Source organism: Caenimonas terrae (genome assembly GCF_042655405.1).
Lineage (GTDB): Bacteria > Pseudomonadota > Gammaproteobacteria > Burkholderiales > Burkholderiaceae_C > Ramlibacter > Ramlibacter terrae_A.
Genome location: NZ_JBHSMF010000006.1, coordinates 184,516 through 202,164, shown reverse-complemented (window position 1 = coordinate 202,164; position 17,649 = coordinate 184,516). Strand labels below are relative to the sequence as shown.

At 70.9% G+C, this 17,649-nt stretch carries 20 protein-coding genes; 14 read left to right on the top strand and 6 right to left on the bottom strand.

Annotated features, from left to right (window positions below):
- Positions 1-4: 4 nt before the first annotated feature.
- Genes mobB through ACFPOE_RS07835 form a run of 5 tightly spaced genes read left to right on the top strand, consistent with a single transcriptional unit; the run spans position 5 to position 4,689 of the window.
- Entirely contained in the window at positions 5-538 is a 534-nt protein-coding gene (gene mobB / locus ACFPOE_RS07855; RefSeq protein WP_376849517.1) for a molybdopterin-guanine dinucleotide biosynthesis protein B, read from the top strand.
- Positions 535-1,755: a molybdopterin molybdotransferase MoeA gene (locus ACFPOE_RS07850; RefSeq protein ID WP_376849516.1), complete on the top strand. Its 1,221-nt coding sequence runs from the start codon at positions 535-537 to the stop codon at positions 1,753-1,755. Before mobB ends, ACFPOE_RS07850 begins: the two co-directional genes overlap by 4 nt.
- Entirely contained in the window at positions 1,752-2,003 is a 252-nt protein-coding gene (locus ACFPOE_RS07845) for a MoaD/ThiS family protein (RefSeq protein ID WP_376849515.1), read from the top strand. Before ACFPOE_RS07850 ends, ACFPOE_RS07845 begins: the two co-directional genes overlap by 4 nt.
- Positions 2,004-2,006: 3 nt before the next feature.
- Positions 2,007-2,480 (top strand): molybdenum cofactor biosynthesis protein MoaE, encoded by a 474-nt coding sequence (locus ACFPOE_RS07840; protein ID WP_376849513.1) that lies wholly within the window; start codon positions 2,007-2,009, stop codon positions 2,478-2,480.
- Positions 2,481-2,493: 13 nt separating this feature from the next.
- Positions 2,494-4,689 (top strand): prolyl oligopeptidase family serine peptidase, encoded by a 2,196-nt coding sequence (locus tag ACFPOE_RS07835; protein WP_376849512.1) that lies wholly within the window; start codon positions 2,494-2,496, stop codon positions 4,687-4,689.
- Positions 4,690-4,693: 4 nt separating this feature from the next.
- Here ACFPOE_RS07835 and ACFPOE_RS07830 read toward each other — a convergent pair whose 3' ends face one another.
- Positions 4,694-5,182: a MarR family winged helix-turn-helix transcriptional regulator gene (locus ACFPOE_RS07830; protein ID WP_376849510.1), complete on the bottom strand. Its 489-nt coding sequence runs from the start codon at positions 5,180-5,182 to the stop codon at positions 4,694-4,696.
- Positions 5,183-5,274: 92 nt separating this feature from the next.
- Here ACFPOE_RS07830 and ACFPOE_RS07825 point away from each other — a divergent pair, with 92 nt between their 5' ends.
- A complete protein-coding gene (locus ACFPOE_RS07825; protein ID WP_376849509.1) occupies positions 5,275-6,249 on the top strand; it encodes a tripartite tricarboxylate transporter substrate binding protein in 975 nt (324 codons plus the stop codon).
- Between the two features lie 64 nt (positions 6,250-6,313).
- Positions 6,314-7,573, top strand: a complete 1,260-nt coding sequence (locus ACFPOE_RS07820) for a flavin-dependent oxidoreductase (protein WP_376849507.1) — start codon at positions 6,314-6,316, stop codon at positions 7,571-7,573.
- 77 nt (positions 7,574-7,650) lie between these two features.
- Here ACFPOE_RS07820 and ACFPOE_RS07815 read toward each other — a convergent pair whose 3' ends face one another.
- Positions 7,651-8,241: a hypothetical protein gene (locus ACFPOE_RS07815; protein WP_376849505.1), complete on the bottom strand. Its 591-nt coding sequence runs from the start codon at positions 8,239-8,241 to the stop codon at positions 7,651-7,653.
- Between the two features lie 106 nt (positions 8,242-8,347).
- Between ACFPOE_RS07815 and clpB the strand changes: the two genes are divergently transcribed.
- Together clpB and ACFPOE_RS07805 are read left to right on the top strand one after the other, a co-directional pair.
- A complete protein-coding gene (gene clpB / locus ACFPOE_RS07810) occupies positions 8,348-10,981 on the top strand; it encodes an ATP-dependent chaperone ClpB (RefSeq protein ID WP_376849504.1) in 2,634 nt (877 codons plus the stop codon).
- A 6-nt stretch (positions 10,982-10,987) separates the two neighbouring features.
- On the top strand, positions 10,988-11,269 hold the full coding sequence (locus ACFPOE_RS07805; RefSeq protein WP_376849503.1) for a hypothetical protein: 282 nt from the start codon (positions 10,988-10,990) through the stop codon (positions 11,267-11,269).
- A gap of 16 nt (positions 11,270-11,285) precedes the next feature.
- On the opposite strand, the gene ACFPOE_RS07800 is transcribed toward ACFPOE_RS07805, so the two are convergent.
- The 3 genes from ACFPOE_RS07800 to ACFPOE_RS07790 are packed head-to-tail and all read right to left on the bottom strand — an operon-like array spanning position 11,286 to position 12,963.
- Positions 11,286-11,672 (bottom strand): cupredoxin domain-containing protein, encoded by a 387-nt coding sequence (locus ACFPOE_RS07800; RefSeq protein WP_376849501.1) that lies wholly within the window; start codon positions 11,670-11,672, stop codon positions 11,286-11,288.
- The gene (locus ACFPOE_RS07795) at positions 11,669-12,568 is read right to left on the bottom strand and encodes a metallophosphoesterase family protein (RefSeq protein ID WP_376849499.1); all 900 of its coding nucleotides are present in this window, start codon (positions 12,566-12,568) and stop codon (positions 11,669-11,671) included. The genes ACFPOE_RS07800 and ACFPOE_RS07795 overlap by 4 nt, the downstream gene beginning before the upstream one ends.
- The gene (locus ACFPOE_RS07790) at positions 12,565-12,963 is read right to left on the bottom strand and encodes a c-type cytochrome (RefSeq protein WP_376849497.1); all 399 of its coding nucleotides are present in this window, start codon (positions 12,961-12,963) and stop codon (positions 12,565-12,567) included. The genes ACFPOE_RS07795 and ACFPOE_RS07790 overlap by 4 nt, the downstream gene beginning before the upstream one ends.
- A 121-nt stretch (positions 12,964-13,084) precedes the next feature.
- Between ACFPOE_RS07790 and ACFPOE_RS07785 the strand changes: the two genes are divergently transcribed.
- Together ACFPOE_RS07785 and ACFPOE_RS07780 are read left to right on the top strand one after the other, a co-directional pair.
- Entirely contained in the window at positions 13,085-13,606 is a 522-nt protein-coding gene (locus ACFPOE_RS07785; RefSeq protein WP_376849496.1) for a sigma-70 family RNA polymerase sigma factor, read from the top strand.
- Positions 13,607-13,616: 10 nt separating this feature from the next.
- Positions 13,617-14,276: an anti-sigma factor family protein gene (locus ACFPOE_RS07780; protein WP_376849494.1), complete on the top strand. Its 660-nt coding sequence runs from the start codon at positions 13,617-13,619 to the stop codon at positions 14,274-14,276.
- Positions 14,277-14,282: 6 nt separating this feature from the next.
- Here the strand turns inward: ACFPOE_RS07780 and ACFPOE_RS07775 are convergent, their stop codons facing one another.
- A complete protein-coding gene (locus ACFPOE_RS07775; protein WP_376849493.1) occupies positions 14,283-15,044 on the bottom strand; it encodes a TOBE domain-containing protein in 762 nt (253 codons plus the stop codon).
- A 58-nt stretch (positions 15,045-15,102) separates the two neighbouring features.
- On the opposite strand from ACFPOE_RS07775, the gene modA reads away from it, so the two are divergent.
- The 3 genes from modA to modC are packed head-to-tail and all read left to right on the top strand — an operon-like array spanning position 15,103 to position 17,634.
- Positions 15,103-15,858 carry a molybdate ABC transporter substrate-binding protein gene (modA, locus tag ACFPOE_RS07770; RefSeq protein WP_376849492.1) on the top strand — a complete coding sequence of 252 codons (756 nt, stop codon included), beginning with the start codon at positions 15,103-15,105 and terminating at the stop codon, positions 15,856-15,858.
- A gap of 7 nt (positions 15,859-15,865) precedes the next feature.
- Complete coding sequence (gene modB, locus ACFPOE_RS07765) at positions 15,866-16,552, top strand: molybdate ABC transporter permease subunit (protein ID WP_376849490.1); 687 nt, start codon at positions 15,866-15,868, stop codon at positions 16,550-16,552.
- Complete coding sequence (modC, locus tag ACFPOE_RS07760; protein ID WP_376849489.1) at positions 16,549-17,634, top strand: molybdenum ABC transporter ATP-binding protein; 1,086 nt, start codon at positions 16,549-16,551, stop codon at positions 17,632-17,634. Before modB ends, modC begins: the two co-directional genes overlap by 4 nt.
- Positions 17,635-17,649 lie beyond the last annotated feature (15 nt).

Below are 17,649 nucleotides of genomic sequence, written 5' to 3'. Positions count from 1 at the left end.
GCGGATGAAAGTCGTCGGCTTCGCCGGTTACTCCGGCTCGGGCAAGACCACCCTGGTGGAGCGCCTGATCCCCGCCCTCAAGCTGATGGGCCTGCGGGTGTCGGTGGTCAAGCACGCCCACCACGAGTTCGACATCGACCATCCGGGCAAGGACACCTTCCGGCACCGGCAGGCCGGCGCCTTCGAGGTGATCGTGGCCTCGGACCGGCGGCTGGCGCTGATGCGCGAGTTCGAGCGGCCGGCGCGCATGAACGTCCACCATCTGCTGGCCGAGCTCTACGACGGCGTCGACTGGGTGCTGGTGGAAGGTTTCAAGGACAGCAACCTGTCCAAGATGGAGGTCTGGCGGGCGTCGGCCGGCATGCCGGCGCGCTATCCGGACGACGACTTCGTCGTCGCCATCGCCACCGATTCGCCGGGTGCGCTGCCGCAACCCACCCTGCGCCCGGTGCTGGATTTGAACGATCCGGACGGCATCGCCCGCTGGCTGGCCGACAATGGCCACCGGTTCGACTACGACCCGGAGATGTACACATGACAAGGCCTGGCCTCACGGCGCTGGACGACGCGCTGGCCGAGTTGCTTGCCCACGCGCTGCCGCTGGCGGGCCATGAAACGGTCTCGACCTTCGAGGCCGACGGCCGCGTGCTGGCGCAGGACTGCGTGTCCGCGCTGCAGGTGCCGCCGCAGGACAACAGCTCGATGGACGGCTATGCGGTGCGCAGCGTCGAGATCGCCGACGAGGGCGTGGTGATGCCGGTCAGCCAGCGCATCGCCGCCGGCGCCCAGCCCGAGCCGCTGGTGCCCGGCAGCGCGGCCCGCATCTTCACCGGCGCGCAGGTGCCGCCCGGCGCCGATGCCATCGTGATGCAGGAAGACACCGAACCAGCCGGCGAACAGATCGTCCGCATCAACCGCGTGCCGGCACCCGGCCAGTGGATCCGCCGCGCCGGCGAGGACGTGACGCGCGGCGCCGTCGTGTTGTCGCGCGGCCAGCGGCTGGGCCCGGCCGACATCGGCCTGGCAGCCAACATCGGGCTGGACCGGCTGCTGGTGGCCCGCCGTCCGCGCGTCGCGCTGTTCTCCACCGGCGACGAGCTGGTGATGCCCGGCGCCGTGCCGCCCGAGCAGATGAAGCCGGGCACCATCTACAACTCCAACCGCTTCTTCCTGCGCGCGCTGCTGCAGCGCCTGGGCTGCGAGCTGACCGACCTGGGCGTGGTGCCGGACCGCCGCGACGCCACCATCGAGGCGCTGCGCGGCGCCTCGATGGACCATGACCTGGTCCTCACCAGCGGCGGCGTGTCGGTCGGCGAGGAAGACCACATCAAGCCGGCGGTGGAGGCGCTGGGCCGGCTGTCCATGTGGCAGATCGCGATGAAGCCGGGCAAGCCCTTTGCCTATGGCAAGGTCGGCGCTTCCCATTTCATCGGCCTGCCGGGCAACCCGGTGTCCAGCTTCGTCACCTTCGTGCTGCTGGTGCGGCCCTTCGTGCTCAAGCTGCAGGGCGCGACGCGGTTGCAGCCCACGGGCATGGCGATGACGGCGCACTTCGAATGCCGCGGCGACCGCCGCCGCGAATTCCTGCGGGTGCGGCGCAACGCCGAGGGCGGGCTGGACCTGTTCCCCAACCAGAGCTCGGGCGTGCTGACCTCGGCCAGCTGGGCCGACGGCCTGGTGGACAACCCGGCGGGCCGGGCCATCGCCCGCGGCGACACGGTGCGCTTCCTGGCGCTGGCGGAGCTGCTGCAATGAAGGTCAATGTGAAGTACTTCGCCTCGATCCGCGAAGCGCTGGGCCGCGGCACCGAAACGGTGGACACGCGCGCTGCCAGCGTCGGCGCCCTGCGCGACGAACTGATCGCCCGTGGCGGCCCGCACGCCGCCAGCCTGGCGCGCGGCAAGGCGGTGCGCGCCGCGCTCGACCAGGTGATGAGCAACGAAGACGCAGCGCTGGCCGAGGGCTGCGAGGTCGCGTTCTTTCCGCCGGTGACCGGGGGATAGGCGATGGCGGCGCGCGTCTCGATCCGCGAAGCCGACTTCGACGTCGCGCAGGAGATCGCCGCGCTGCGGGCCGGCGATGCCGGCGTCGGCGCGGTCTGCAGCTTCGTCGGCACCGTGCGCGACCGCAGCGGCGGCGTGTCCGTCAGCACGATGGAGCTGGAGCACTATCCCGGCATGACCGAAAAGGCGATCGAGGCGATGATCGACGAGGCGCACCGCCGCTTCGACATCTGCGGCGCGCGGGTCGTGCACCGGGTCGGCCTGCTGCAGCCGGGTGACCAGATCGTGCTGGTGGCGGTCACCTCCGCCCACCGCGGCGAAAGCTTCCAGGCCTGCGAATTCCTGATGGACTACCTCAAGACCCAGGCGCCGTTCTGGAAAAAGGAGCAGACGCCCGCGGGCGCGCAATGGGTGGACGCCCGGGTCAGCGACGACGCCGCGCTGGCCCGCTGGGGGATAACATCGCAGAACCGTTGATGGGGAGTCGACCTTGACCAATCATGCAATGCGCCGCCGGGGCGCATTTTTCATTCTGGCGCTGGCGGCGGCGCTGCCGCTGGCCGCGGCGGCCGAGAGCGTCGGACCGCCGGTGGCGCCGGTGCGCGACCAGGTGGATAGCTGGCACGGCGTCGCGGTCCACGATCCGTACCGCTACATGGAGAACCTGGCCGACCCGCAGGTGAAGGCGTGGATCGGCGAGCAGGGCGCCTACGCGCGCAGCCTGCTCGATCGCATCGAGGGCCGCGCGCAGATCGAGCAGCGCCTGGCCCAGCTGGAGCAGGGCCTGGGCGACCGCCGCTACGGCATCACCCGCACCGCCGGCGGCCGGCTGTTCTACCTGTTGCGCGAACGCAGCGGCCGGCAGGTGAAGCTGGCGATGCGCGACGGCCTCGGCGGCAAGGAGAAGATCCTGGTCGATCCCGAGGTGCAGGCGCAGCGCACCGGCGTGCCCCATGCGATCAACTGGTTCGTGCCTTCGCTGGACGGCCGGCACCTCGCCTACGGCCTGTCGGCCGGGGGTTCCGAGGACGCCTCGCTGTATGTACTGGACGTCGCCAGCGGCCGCCAGGTGGGCCAGCCGGTGGCGCGGGTGCCGGATGGCGGCGTCAGCTGGTTGCCGGACAACCGCACCATCGCCTTCAACCAGCTGCGCCAGCTCAATGCCGAAGACGCGGCCAGCGAAACCTACCTGGACAGCGCCGTGATGCTGCTGCGGCTGGGCGACGCGCCGCAGCAGGCGCGCGCCGTGTTCGGCGCTGCCGTCACGCGCGACCTCGGGCTGCAGCGGCTGGACAACGGACGCCTGCTGTTCGATCCGGGCAGCCCCTGGGTGGTCGCGGCCACCAACGACACGACGCAGCAGGAAGGCTCGGTGTTCGTCGCCCGCGTCGACCAGCTCACCGCCGGCGGCGCGGTGCCGTGGCGCCGGCTCGCCGGCTTCGACGACCATCTGCTGGAGATCGAGCTGCGCGGCAACGACCTGTACTACCGCACCAAGGTGGACGCGCCGCGCTTTCGCATCATGAAGCTGGACCTGCGCCGGCCCGACCTGCGCACGGCCACACCGGTGGCGGAGCCGCCGGCCGACGGCCTGATCGAAGGCTTCGTGATCGGCAAGGACCGGCTGCTGGCGCGGGTGCGCCGCGGCGCCACCATCGGCCTGCGCGCTTACGCCCCCGGCAACAGCGCCGGCCAGGCCATCGCGCTGCCTTTTCCCGGCGCGGCCGGCATCGCCGAGGACCCGGCCCACGCGCACGCCGATTTCATCGTGTCGCTGGCCGGCTGGACCCAGCCGGGGCGCGGCTTCCTGCTGCGCGGCGGCAGGCTGTCGCCGCTGGCCCAGTTCGACACCGCCGCGCCCGCCGGCCTGCCGGAGGTGGTGGTGCAGGACGTGACGGTGCGCAGCCACGACGGCGTGCTGGTGCCGATGACCATCCTGCACCGCAAGGGCCTGCGGCGCGACGGCAGCAACCCCACCCTGCTGCTCGGCTACGGCTCGTACGGCATCAGCGAGACGGCGGGCTTCCGGGTCGGCAACATCGCCTGGCTGGAAAACGGCGGCGTGGTGGCGGTGGCCAACGTGCGCGGCAGCGGCGTCTACGGGGATGCCTGGCGGATGGCCGGGACCCGCCTGGACAAGCCCAACACCTGGAAGGACGCAATCGCCTGCGGCCAGTACCTGGTCGACCAGGGCTACGCGTCGCCTGCGACGCTCGGGATCATGAGCGGCAGCGCCGGCGGCGTGTTCGCCGGCCGCGCCATCACCGATGCGCCGCAGCTGTTTGCCGCCGCCGTGATCCACGTGGGCATGCTGGACGCGATCCGCGCGGAGGACACGGCCAACGGCATCACCAACATCTCGGAATTCGGCACCGTGAAGGACCCGGCCGGCTTCAAGGGCCTGCTGGAGATGAGCACCTACCACCAGATCAGGGACGGCACGGCCTATCCGGCGGTGCTGTTCGTGCACGGCCTGAACGATCCGCGGGTGGATGCGTGGAACAGCGCCAAGACCACGGCCCGCCTGCAGGCCGCCAGCAGCAGCGGCAAGCCGGTGCTGTTTCGCGTCGATGCCCAGGCCGGCCACGGCATCGGCAGCACGCCGGCGCAGCAGCGCTCGGTCAGCGCGGACACCTACAGCTTCCTGCTGTGGCAGATGAACAAGCGGCACCTGGCCGCCAGGTGAAGCCTCAGGGCGGCGGGGGCGGCACGAAGGCGGCGCGGGCGTCGCCTTCCAGCTCGCCGGTGAGCTGCTGCAGCAACTGCAGCAGCTGCGCCTGCTGCTGCGGATCCAGCGGCGCCAGCAGCCGCTTGTAGGCCGCCTCGGCCGGCTTTTGCGCCTGCGCCAGCAGCTGCTCGCCGCTGGCGGTCAGGGCGGCGCAGACGTTGCGCTTGTTGTCGGGCGCCGGGGTGCGCGCCACCAGGCCCCGGTTTTCCAGCCCGCGCAGCACCCGCAGCACCGTCACCTTGTCGAAGCCCAGGGCCCGCGCCAGGCTGGACTGCCCCAGCCCGGGCTGGACGCTGAGCACGGTGAGCACGCCGAACTGGGCGGGGGTGAGGCCGACCTCGCGGCATTCGTCCTCGAACACCGCGGCGGAGATCTGGTGGGCCCTTCGCAGCAGGAAACCGGGCCTCGTGTACAGGCGCGACAGGCTCGGCAGGATCGGATCAGGGGGCAAGGTGGCTCAGCCGTGCGTTTAGGGAATCCATGGATTGTGCCTGGGCCTCCAGCGCCGATAATAGTTAGCATGCCAACACTGAGGATTTTTCCATGCTTCAGCTGATCCGTCGGACAGCCATCCTGGCCGTCGCCGCCCTCGCCGTGGCGGGCGCCGCCGCCCAGTCCACCGCGCCGTCCGCCGTGCCGCTGCGCCTGATCGTCCCTTTCACGCCGGGCACCGGCATCGACCTGATCGCCCGCACCGTCGCGCCCAGGCTGGGCGAACGCCTGGGCCGCCCGGTGGTGGTGGAGAACCGCGCCGGCGCCTCCGGCAACATCGGCACCGAGGCAGTGGTGCGCGCCAAACCTGACGGCCAGACCCTGCTGGTGAGCGTCAGCACGCTGGTCATGAACGCCAGCCTCTATCCCACGCTGCCCTTCGACCCGGTGAAGGACCTGGTGCCGGTGTCCCTCACCAGCTGGGGCCAGCTGCTCCTGGTGGCCAATCCCAAGACCGGCTTCCACTCGGCGGCCGACCTGATCCGGGCGGCCAAGGCCAACCCCGGCCGCATCAACTACGCGTCGCCCGGCGTCGGCACGCCGCACCACCTGTCGATGGAGCTGTTCAAGGCCACCAACCACGTGTTCCTGACGCACATTCCTTACCGCGGCACGGCCGGTGCCGTCACCGACCTGCTGGGCGGCCAAGTGGACGCGATGTTCCTGCCGATCCACGTCGCGCTGCCCTACGTGAAGGCGGGCCGGCTGGTGGCGCTGGGCGTGGGCAGCGACAAGCGCCATCCGCTGCTGCCCGACGTGCCCACGCTGGCCGAGGCGCGGGCCGGCAAGATCAACGTGGACATGTGGTACGGCGTGTTCGCCCCGCCGGGCAGCTCGCCCGAATTCGTCGCCCGGCTCAACCGCGAGCTGCGCGAGATCCTGGCGCTGCCCGAGATCCGCACCGCCTTCACCACCCAGGGCATGGATCCGGCCAGCAGCACGCCGGCGCAGTTCCAGCAGCTGGTGGCGCAGGACGCCAGGCGCTGGGCGGCCCTGATCCGGTCCCAGCACATCACCGCGGACTGACCATGGCACCCGCGCGCATCACTTCGTGCCATCTTCGGGGCGCCCGTCGAAAGCCCGACGCACCATGAACATCGCAATCGTCGGCGGCGGCATCGGCGGCCTGGCACTGGCGCTGGGGCTGCACCAGCGCGGCCTGTCCTGCGACGTCTACGAATCCGTGCCCGAGGTCAAGGAGATCGGCGTCGGCATTACGCTGCTGCCGCACGCGATGACCGAACTGGCGGCGCTGGGGCTGCAGCAGGAGCTCGAGGCCGAGGGCATCGAAAACCTGGAGAGCGTGTTTTTCAACCGCTACGGCCAGTTCATCTACCGCGAACCGCGCGGCCGCCACGCCGGCTACCAGGTGCCCGAGGTCGGCATCCACCGCGGCAAGCTGCACCGCGCGCTGCTGGCGGCGGCGCGCCAGCGGCTGGGCTTCGACCACGTGCACCTGAACCACCGCGGCACCGGCATCGAGCAGGACGAGCAGGGCGCCACCATCGCCTTCCAGAGCGCGGCCGGCGAGCCGCTGCCGCCGGTGCGCGCCGACGTGGTGGTCGCCTGCGACGGCGTCAATTCGGCGCTGCGCCGGCAGTTCTATCCCGGCGAACAGGTGGCCTTCGCCGGCATCAACACCTGGCGCGGCGTGACGGTGCACAAGCCGATCCTCACCGGCAAGAGCTACATCCGGATCGGTTCGATCGAGACCGGCAAGATGGTGATCTACCCGATCGCCGACAACGTGGACGGCCAGGGCAACCAGCTGGTCAACTGGGTGGCGGAGATCCAGCGCGAGGGCGCGCCCATGAACGACTGGAACCGCGCTGGCGACGCCGCCGATTTCATCGATGTGGTCAAGGACTGGCGCTTCGACTGGCTGGACGTGCCGGCGCTGATCCGCGGCGCCTCGCAGGCCTTCGAATACCCGATGGTGGACAAGGACCCGGTGGCGCGCTGGACCTTCGGCCGCCTGACGCTGCTGGGCGACGCCGCCCATCCCATGTACCCGCGCGGCTCCAATGGGTCGGCCCAGGCGCTGGTCGATGCCCGGACGCTGGCCGACCAGCTGGCCATGGGCGGCGATCCGCGCCAGGCGCTGGCCCGCTACGAGGCGCTGCGCCTGGGCCCGACCTCCAGGGTGGTGCAGACCAACCGCACCGTGCCGCCCGACTTCATCATCATGAAGGCCGACGAGCTCAGCGGCGGCCGTCCGATCGAGGGTGGCATCGACAGCCTGATCAGCCAGGACCAGCTGCGCGCCATCTCCGACGCCTACAAGGACGTCGCCGGCTTCTCGCTGGATGCGATGAATGCGGGGACGAGGACGCAGAAGACGCAGAAGTAACGCAGAAAACGCAAGAAGGATTCGGGAAGATCCTTCAGGTTTTTCCCTCGGCGTGTTCTGCGTCCGGCTGTCCGCATTCAGTTCAAGTAGCGCGGCCGGTTCAAGCGCGAGGCTGCATCCGGATGGGTCGGGTCTTCGGCCGAAGCGGGCCCGGGATCGAAGGGCTCGCGCCACCTGGACTGGCCCAGGGCCTGCTCCAGCAGGTGCAGCAGGCCCTGCATCAGGCGCGGCTCCATCTCCATCTGGAAGCGGCGCGGCTGGCCCTGGCCCGCCTTTGGTGGCGTGTTCTCGTTGAAGCTCAGGCGCAGGCGGCCGTTGGGCAGCGGCGCGGCGTCCACGTCCGTCACCAGCAGCGGCTCCTCGCCCAGCGGCAGCTTGGCCTGCTCTTCCTTGTAGGGCGTCTCGAAGTCCGCGTGCTGCAGGAACTCCTGCTTGCGGAAATCGGCCAGCATGGTCTTGAGCTCGTCGCTGGCCGTCTCCAGCGAGCTGCCGGCCGCTTCCAGCCGCAGCAGGTGGCCGGTCATCAGCTTGCTCAGCAGCGGCCACAGGCCCAGCATCAGCCGGCGCGTCAGCCACAGGCGCATTTCCTCGCCCGCCGTGGTGTTGATGCGGGCCAGGATCCGGTCCTCGTCGGGGAGGTAAGTGACGGACAGCTGGTGGATGTTCATTGCGCCGGACTTGATTCTAGTCAGCCAGGCCGAGCCGGCGCGGCGTAGAGTGCCCTTGAAAACCCGGGGGCAAGCCAAACCTGTTCTGGAGAATGGAGCACAAACGATGCGATTGGACAAACTCACCACCAAATTCCAGGAAGCGCTCGGCGAGGCGCAGACGCTGGCCCTGGGCAACGACCACGCCTACATCGAGCCGCCGCACCTGCTGGTGGCCATGCTGCGCCAGGAAGACGGGCCACGAGCCCTGCTGCAGCGCGCCGGCGTCAACGTGCCGGGCCTGCTGGCCAGCGCCGAGACGCTGATGCACAAGCTGCCGACCGTGCAGGGCCAGGAACAGGTCCAGGTCGGGCGCGACCTGGTGTCGCTGCTGCAGGCGGCCGAGAAGGAGGCGATCAAGCGCGGCGACCAGTTCGTCGCCGGCGAGCTGTTCCTGCTGGCCGTGGCCGACAGCAGGCATGACATCGGCACCGTCGCCCGCGAGAACGGACTGAGCCGCAAGTCGCTGGAATCGGCGATCGACGCGGTGCGCGGCGGCCAGAACGTGGACAGCGCGGACGCCGAAGGCCAGCGCGAGTCGCTCAAGAAATACTGCATGGACCTGACCGAGCGCGCCCGCCAGGGCAAGCTCGATCCGGTGATCGGCCGCGACGAGGAGATCCGCCGCGCCATCCAGGTGCTGCAGCGGCGCACCAAGAACAACCCGGTGCTGATCGGCGAGCCCGGCGTCGGCAAGACCGCCATCGTCGAGGGCCTGGCCCAGCGCATCATCGCCGGCGAAGTGCCGGAGACGCTGAAGAACAAGCGCGTGCTGTCGCTGGACATGGCCAGCCTGCTGGCCGGCGCCAAGTACCGCGGCGAGTTCGAGGAGCGGCTGAAGAACGTGCTCAACGAGCTGTCCAAGGACCAGGGCCAGACCATCCTGTTCATCGACGAACTGCACACCATGGTCGGCGCCGGCAAGGCCGAGGGCGCGATGGACGCCGGCAACATGCTCAAGCCGGCGCTGGCGCGCGGCGAGCTGCATTGCGTGGGCGCCACCACCCTGGACGAATACCGCAAGTACATCGAGAAGGACGCGGCGCTGGAGCGCCGGTTCCAGAAGGTGATGGTCGACGAGCCGAGCGTGGAGGCCACCATCGCCATCCTGCGCGGGCTGCAGGAAAAATACGAGGTCCACCATGGCGTGGAGATCACCGACCCGGCGATCGTCGCTGCCGCCGAGCTCTCGCACCGCTACATCACGGACCGCTTCCTGCCGGACAAGGCGATCGACCTGATCGACGAGGCGGCATCCAAGATCAAGATCGAGATCGACTCCAAGCCGGAGGCGATCGACCGGCTGGACCGCCGGATGATCCAGCTGCAGATCGAGCGCGAAGCCATCCGCAAGGAAAAGGACGAAGCGTCCAGGAAGCGCATGACGCTGATCGAGGAAGAGATCGGCCGGCTGGGCAAGGAGATCGCCGACCTGGAGGAGATCTGGAAGGCCGAGAAGGCCCAGGCCCAGGGCAGCGCCCAGATCAAGGAAGAGATCGACAAGCTGCGCCGGCAGATCGAGGAATCGACGCGCAAGGGCGACTTCAACAAGGTCGCCGAGCTGCAGTACGGCCGGCTGCCGGAGCTGGAAAGCAAGCTCAAGGCGGCCCAGGACGTGGAGTCGGGCAAGGCCAAGAGCGCCAAGGACGGCGGCCGCCCGCAGCTGCTGCGCACCATGGTCGGGGCCGAGGAGATCGCCGAGGTGGTGGCGCGCGCCACCGGCATCCCGGTGTCCAAGCTGATGCAGGGCGACCGCGAGAAGCTGCTGCAGATGGAGGACAAGCTGCACAGCCGCGTGGTCGGCCAGCATGAAGCGATCGCCGCGGTGTCCAACGCCATCCGGCGTTCGCGCTCGGGGCTGTCGGACCCGAACCGGCCGACCGGCTCCTTCCTGTTCCTGGGCCCGACCGGCGTGGGCAAGACCGAGCTGTGCAAGGCACTGGCCAACTTCCTGTTCGACAGCGAAGACCACCTGATCCGCATCGACATGAGCGAGTTCATGGAGAAGCACTCGGTGGCCCGGCTGATCGGCGCGCCGCCGGGCTATGTCGGGTACGAGGAGGGCGGCTACCTGACGGAAGCGGTGCGCCGCAAGCCCTACAGCGTCATCCTGCTCGATGAAGTCGAGAAGGCGCACCACGACGTCTTCAACGTGCTGCTGCAGGTGCTGGACGACGGCCGCCTGACCGATGGCCAGGGCCGCACCGTGGACTTCAAGAACACGGTGATCGTGATGACCAGCAACATCGGCTCGCACATGATCCAGGCCATGGTCGGCAAGCCCTACGAGGACGTGAAGGAAGCGGTGTGGGGCGAGCTCAAGGACCACTTCCGCCCCGAGTTCCTGAACCGGATCGACGAGACGGTGGTGTTCCATTCGCTCGACGCCAAGGACATCGAACGGATCGCGGCGATCCAGCTGCGGATCCTGGAGCAGCGCCTGGCCAAGATGGACCTGACGCTGAACGTGTCGCCGGCGGCGCTGGAGGAACTGGCCAAGGTCGGCTTCGACCCGGTGTTCGGCGCGCGGCCGCTCAAGCGCGCGATCCAGCAGCGGATCGAGAACCCGCTGTCCAAGCTGATCCTGGAAGGGCGCTTCCCGCCCAAGAGCGCGATTCCGGTGGACGTGGACCCGGTACGCGAGCCCGGCGTCTTCCACTTCGGCGAGGCCAAGGCCCTGCCGGAAGCGGCGCCGGCGTAAGCGGGCATGCAGGGCCTGCTCACCTTCCTGGTCCGGCTGGTGCTGCTGGCGGCCGGCCTCGTGTTCGCCGCCAGCCTGGCGGTGGTCGTCGCGCTGGCGCTCACGCTGTGGAGCGTCCGCTATGCGTGGGCCCGGCTGACCGGGCGGGCGGTCAGCCCGTTCGTGGTCCACGTCCGGGCCCGGCGCGGCTTCGAGAACATGACGCGCCGCCCGGCCGCGGTGCGGCCGGCGCCGGAGATCGGCGACATCATCGACGTCGAGGCCAAGCCGCCGCGCAACCCGGGTTGAGCCGCGGGCCGGCGGTTCAGGCCGTCACCAGCATGCGGCCGCTCATCTCCTCGTGCTTGTCGCCGCAGAAGTTGTCGCACAGGAAGTCGTAGCTGCCGGGCTTGTCCACCGTGAAGCGCACTCGCGTCACGGTGCCGGGCGGCAGGTCGGCCCGCAGCTTCAGGTCGGGCAGGTTGAAGCCGTGCACGAAGTCCAGCGCGGTGAACTCCAGCACCACCGGCCGGCCGGCCTTCACCTCGAACTGCGCCGGCGTGTAGTGGAAGCGCTGGGCCACCAGCTTGACCACCTGCGGTTCTTCCGCTTGCGCCGCTGCCCGCCGTCCGAGCAATGCCAGCGCCGGCAGCGCGGCCAGCGCCAGTCCCTGCGCGATCCATGCGCGGCGTCCGACTGCCGGCGCGCTCATGCCCGCGTGACCCCGAATTCCTGGATCTTGTACAGGGCCGTCTCCGGTTCGGCCTGCACCTCGCGAAAGCCCAGCCCGCGGTTCGGGTGCTCCGGGTCCCAGGGCAGCGGCGTGCGCTGCGGCTGGCTGCCCGGCGCCGGCAGCGGGAAGATCAGCGACCTGGCCGAGTGGTGCGCGATGTGGCCCGTCATGTGGTGGTTCTCCTGGTGGATGTGGCCATAGAACACGGTGACCTTCGGGTACTGCAGCAGGATGTCGATGGCCTGCTGGCCGTCGCGCGTGGCCCAGTCCCACTTCGGTTCCAGGTCGAACAGCGGCCGGTGCGCCAGCACCACGATCGGGCTGTCCTTGGGCCGCGCGTCCAGGTCGGCCTTCATCCAGGCCAGCTGCTCGTCGCCGAGGCGCGCGCCGGCATCGGAGACGTTGTCCACCGCGATGAAGTGCACGCCCTTGTGGTCGAAGGAGTAGTGGGTCTCGCCGAAGAACTCCTGGTAGGCCGCGCCGCGGTCCAGCGCCGCATCGTGTTCGCCGGGCAGGAAGTACACCGGCTGGACCTTGAGCGCGGAGACGATCTCGCGAAAGCCGGCCAGCCGGCGGCGCCGCTCGGCCGGGTCGTCGGTGCTGTGCGTCAGGTCGCCGGTGAAGACGATGAACTCCGGCGGCGTCTCCAGCGCATTGACCGTGGCCACCGCCTTGCGCAACGTGTTGGCGGCGTCCGGATTGGGCGGCCCCGCGAAGCCCCAGTGGGCATCGGACAGCTGCACGAAATAGAAGTCGTCGTAGGCTGCGGCCCCCGCGGGCAGCGACGCACCGGCCGCGCAGCCGGCCAGTCCCGACAGGTATACGGCGCCGCCGCCCAGGGCGACGAGCTTCATCAGTTCACGGCGATTGGTCATTTGGGTTCTCCTGAGGTGGTTGGCACGGAACGCCGGCGGCCGGCCTGCAGCAGCCAGGCGACGATGTCGGCGCGCTCCTGCGGGTCGGGGATGGAAAAAAACATCTTCTGGCCCGGGATGAATTGCTCCGGCCCGCTCAGCCACCGGGTCAGGCTGGCTTCGTCCCAGACCACGGTGGAGTTCTTCAGGGCAGGCGAATAGCTGTAGCCGGGCGCGGTGCCGGCGCGCCGGCCGATCAGGTCCTTGTGGGCCGGGCCGACGCCGTTGTAGTCGATGGAATGGCAGGCGGCGCAGCGCAGCGCATAGAGCTGCTGGCCGCGGGCGGCGTCGCCTGCGGCCCGGGCATGCGCCGCAACGATTGCCAGCGCGGCGCCAAGCAGGATGGTGGTCTTCATGCCGTGGATACCGGTGCGCGGCGCGCCATATTCCCCGCGCAAAAAGAAATCCTTGATTCGCCGCCGGACGGGAATAAATTCAGGACCGGGCCGGTATGCACCAGGCCCGAGGCACGATCCCTTGAACGACCAATACAGCCGATTCGAAACCGAGGTGCTGCCCTGCCTGGACGCGGCCTACAGCCTCGCGCGCTGGCTGGTGCGCGACGAGCACGCGGCCGAGGACGTGGTGCAGGACGCCTACCTGCGGGCGTGGCGCTATTTCGGCAGCTTCCACGGCGGCGACGCGCGGCCCTGGCTGCTGGGGATCGTGCGCAACTGCTGCTATTCGTGGTTCGCGCAGCAGAAACGCTCGCGCGAGGTGGAGTGCGACGTCGACGACGCCGACGGCCCCAGCCTGGACGGCCAGCAGCGGGTGGAGACGCCGGAGACGGTGCTGCTGCGCAAGCTGGAGCGGGCCCAGGTCAGCGCCGCGATCGGCCGGCTGCCGGTGCCGTTCCGCGAAGTGCTGGTGCTGCGCGAGATCGAGGAACTGAGCTACGACGACATCGCCCGGGTGCTGGCGATTCCCCGGGGCACGGTGATGTCGCGGCTGTCGCGTGCCCGCCGGCTGCTGTACCACGACCTGGGCGACCAGCGATGAGGCCAAGCCGATGAGCACCGAACCCATGCCCGACCTGCCGCCCGAACTGAAGGTGCACCTGACGCGCTACCAGGCACCGCCGGGCCTGAAGCGGCGCATCGGCTACCTGCTGGAGCAGCAGGCCACCGCCCCGGCGCCGGCGAGCACCGCGCGCAGCGCCTGGTGGCGCTGGTTCCCGCTGGCCGCGAGCTTCGCCTGCGGCGCGCTGCTGGCCGTGTCCCTGATGGCGTCCCTCGATGCCGCGCGCGATGCCGACCAGGTCGAGCAGCAGGTCGTCGCAGGCCACCTGCGTTCGCTGATGGCGGGCCACCTGACCGACGTCGCCTCTTCGGACCGGCACACGGTCAAGCCCTGGTTCACCGGCAAGCTCGATTACGCGCCGCCGGTGATCGACCTGGCCGACGAGGGCTTCCCGCTGATCGGCGGCCGGCTCGATTACCTGCAGCAGCGCCCCGTCGCCGCGCTGGTGTACCGCAAGGGCGGCCACACGATCAACGTGTTCGTGCTGCCGGCCCCGGCCGCGGCGCCCGCCGCGACGCTGCACGCGGTTCGGCAGGGCTGGCAGCTGGCCAGCTGGAGCCAGGGCGGCATGCGCTTCTGGGCGGTCTCGGACGTGGGGCGCGACGAGCTCGCGGCCTTCGTGGCGGCGATGCAGTCGGCGCGCTCCTAGCGTCCTTCAGGCCGCCAGCGCGATCACCACCGCGGTTTCGTCGACGCTGGCCATCGCGGCCGAGCGCGGCTTCAGGCCGTGGCCGGAACCGGCGAACCCCACCAGCTGCAGGCCGGCATCGAGCGCCAGCGCCACCTCGCCACCGCCGGCCGCGCGGGAGGCGCGCGTCACGCTGCCGCGCAGCAGGTTGCGGCCGGCAGCACGCGCGATCGTCGCGCCGACGTGGACGGCCGTCGCCTTGCACAGGGCCAGCACCGGCAGCCCGGGCGCCAGCGCCAGCAGCTGCGCGCTCTCGCGCGTGATGCGGGCCGCCAGCATGCCGCCGTCGGCCAGCGCCAGTTCCACCCGCACCATCCCGCCGGCGGTCTTCATCGCCTTGACGCTGCACGGCAGCTGGTTGCGCATGCTGGTGCGCATGCCCAGCGCCGCGGCGACGGCGGCCGCGGCGGCGCCCCTGCGCCCGTCCAGCCGCGCCAGCGCCTGCTCGCGGGCGCGCGCCATCTCGTCGGCGGCCTGCAGCAGCTGGCGGCCGGCCGGCGTCAGGCGGGCGCCGCCGCCGCCGGCGCCGTCCACCGCGATGGCCACCTGCGGGCTGCCGGCCAGGTTGCCAAGGGTGTCGATGGCCTGCCAGGCGGCCTTGTAGCTGACGCCGGCCGCCCGCGCCGCCTCGGAGATCGAGCCGGCCTGGCCGATCCGGCGCAGGATGTCGATGCGCTTGTCCGCGGCCTCGTGGCCGAGCGCCCCGGCCAGCTTCAGCGGTGTCGTCATGGCCCGATTGTGCCGCCGCCCCTATACTTTCGCTATTCCATTCCAGAATAGCGCTGCGATGCCCCATCCTGCCAGGCTCCTCGCCCTCGCGGTCCTCGTCGCGGCCGCGCTGACGGATACCCGCGCCGCCGAAGTGCAGGTGGCGGTCGCGTCCAACTTCAGCGCGCCGATGCGCAGGATCGCCGCCGCCTTCGAGGCGCAGACCGGCCACCGGGCGCTGCTGTCCTTCGGCGCCACCGGCGCGTTCTACGCCCAGATCCGCAACGGCGCGCCGTTCCAGCTGCTGCTGGCCGCCGACCAGGAGACGCCGGCGCGGCTGGAGCACGAGGGCGCCGCGGTGGCCGGCACCCGCTTCACCTATGCCACCGGCCGGCTGGTGCTGTGGAGCGCGCAACCGGGCGTGGTGGACGACAAGGGCGAGGTGCTGCGCCAGCCCGGCGAGGGCCGCATCGCTGTCGCCAATCCCAGGCTCGCACCCTACGGCGCGGCCGCCGTCCAGGCGCTGTCCGCGCTCGGCCTGCTGCAGTCGCTGCAGCCGCGGCTGGTGCAGGGCGAGAACATCGCGCAGGCCTACCAGTTCGTCGCCACCGGCAATGCGAGGCTGGGCTTCGTTGCGCTGTCGCAGGTGATGGAGGCGGGCCGCATCGCCACCGGGTCGGCCTGGGTGGTGCCGGACAGCCTGCACGCGCCGATCCGCCAGGACGCGGTGCTGCTGGCCGCCGGCAAGGACAACCTGGCTGCCGCGGCGCTGGTTGCGTACCTCAAGGGCGCGAAGGCGCAGGCCGTGATCCGCTCCTACGGCTACCAGCCCTGAGCCGCCGATGCCGCAATTCAAGGCCGACGACCTGGCCGCCATCCGCCTGACGCTGCAGCTGGCCAGCCTGGCGACCGTGGTGCTGCTGCTGCTGGCGACGCCGCTCGCGTGGTGGCTGGCGCGCACGCAATCGCGCTGGCGGGCGCCGGTCGGCGCGGTGGTTGCCCTGCCGCTGGTGCTGCCGCCGACGGTGCTGGGCTTCTACCTGCTGGTCACGCTCGGTCCGCACGGCCCCGGCGGCCAGCTGACCCAGGCGCTGGGTCTGGGCACCTTGCCCTTCACCTTCGGCGGCCTGCTGCTCGGCTCGGTGGTCTATTCGCTGCCGTTCGCGGTGCAGCCGCTGCAGCACGCGTTCGAGGGCGTCGGCGCGCGGCCGATGGAAGTGGCGGCGACGCTGCGGGCCCGGCCGCTGGACGCTTTCCTGACGGTGGCGCTGCCGCTGGCGCGGCCCGGCTTCGTCACCGCCGCCATCCTGAGCTTCGCCCACACGGTGGGCGAGTTCGGCGTGGTGCTGATGATGGGCGGCAACATCCCGGGCCGAACCCGCGTCGTGTCCACCCAGATCTACGGCCACGTGGAGGCGCTGGAGTACGCGCAGGCGCACTGGCTGGCCGGCGGCATGCTGGCGTTCTCGTTCGCCGTGCTGCTGCTGCTGTCGCTGGCCAACCGCCGCAACCCGCGGGTGCTCGCATGAGCGCGGACGGCGGCGCGATCCGGCTGGCGCTGGCGCGCGGCGACTTCGCGCTGAAGGTGGACCTGGCGCTGCCGCCGCGCGGCATCACCGCGGTGTTCGGGCCCTCGGGCTCGGGCAAGACCACGCTGCTGCGCTGCGTCGCCGGGCTGGAACGGGCCCGCGATGCGCTGGTGCAGGTCGCCGGCGAAGTGTGGCAGGACGATGCGCACGGCGTCTTCGTTGCGACCTGGCGCCGGCCGCTGGGCTATGTGTTCCAGGAGGCCAGCCTGTTCGACCATCTGGACGTGCGCGGCAACCTGCATTACGGCCTGCGGCGCAGCGGCGGAGCGCAGCAGGCGATTGCGCTCGACGGCGCGATTGAGCTGCTCGGCATCGGGGCGCTGCTGCAGCGGCGCACCGGCCAGCTGTCCGGCGGCGAGCGCCAGCGGGTGGCGATCGCGCGCGCGCTCGCCACCCAGCCGCGGCTGCTGCTGCTGGACGAGCCGCTGGCCTCGCTGGACCTGGCGCGCCGGCGCGAGATCGTGCCCTGGCTGGAGCGGCTGCGCGACGAGTTGCACATCCCGATGCTGTACGTCACCCACTCGGCCGACGAGGTGGCGCGGCTGGCGGACACGCTGGTGGTGCTGGAGCGGGGCAGCGTCGCCGCCTGCGGCCCCACGGCCGGCGTGCTGGCCGGCATCGCGGCGCCGGTGCTGCTGGGGGAGGAAGCCGGCGCGCTGCTGGAAGGAACGGTCGGCGAACGCGATGCCCGCTGGCAGCTGGCCCGGGTCGACTTCGACGGCGGCGGCCTGTGGCTGAGGGACAGCGGCGCCGCGATCGGCACTGCGCTGCGGCTGCGGGTGCTGGCGCGCGACGTCAGCATCGCCACCGAGGAGCCGCGCAACACCAGCATCCAGAACCTGCTGCCGGCCGTGGTGCGCGCCATCGCGCAGGACGCCCATCCGTCCCAGGCGCTGGTGCAGCTGGCCTGCGGCGGCTCCATCCTGCTGTCGCGGGTCACGGCGCGGGCGGTGGACGCGCTGGCCCTGCAGCCCGGCACGCCGGTGTGGGCGCAGGTGAAGTCGGTGGCGCTGGTGGAGTAGCGGGCCGTCGGCGCA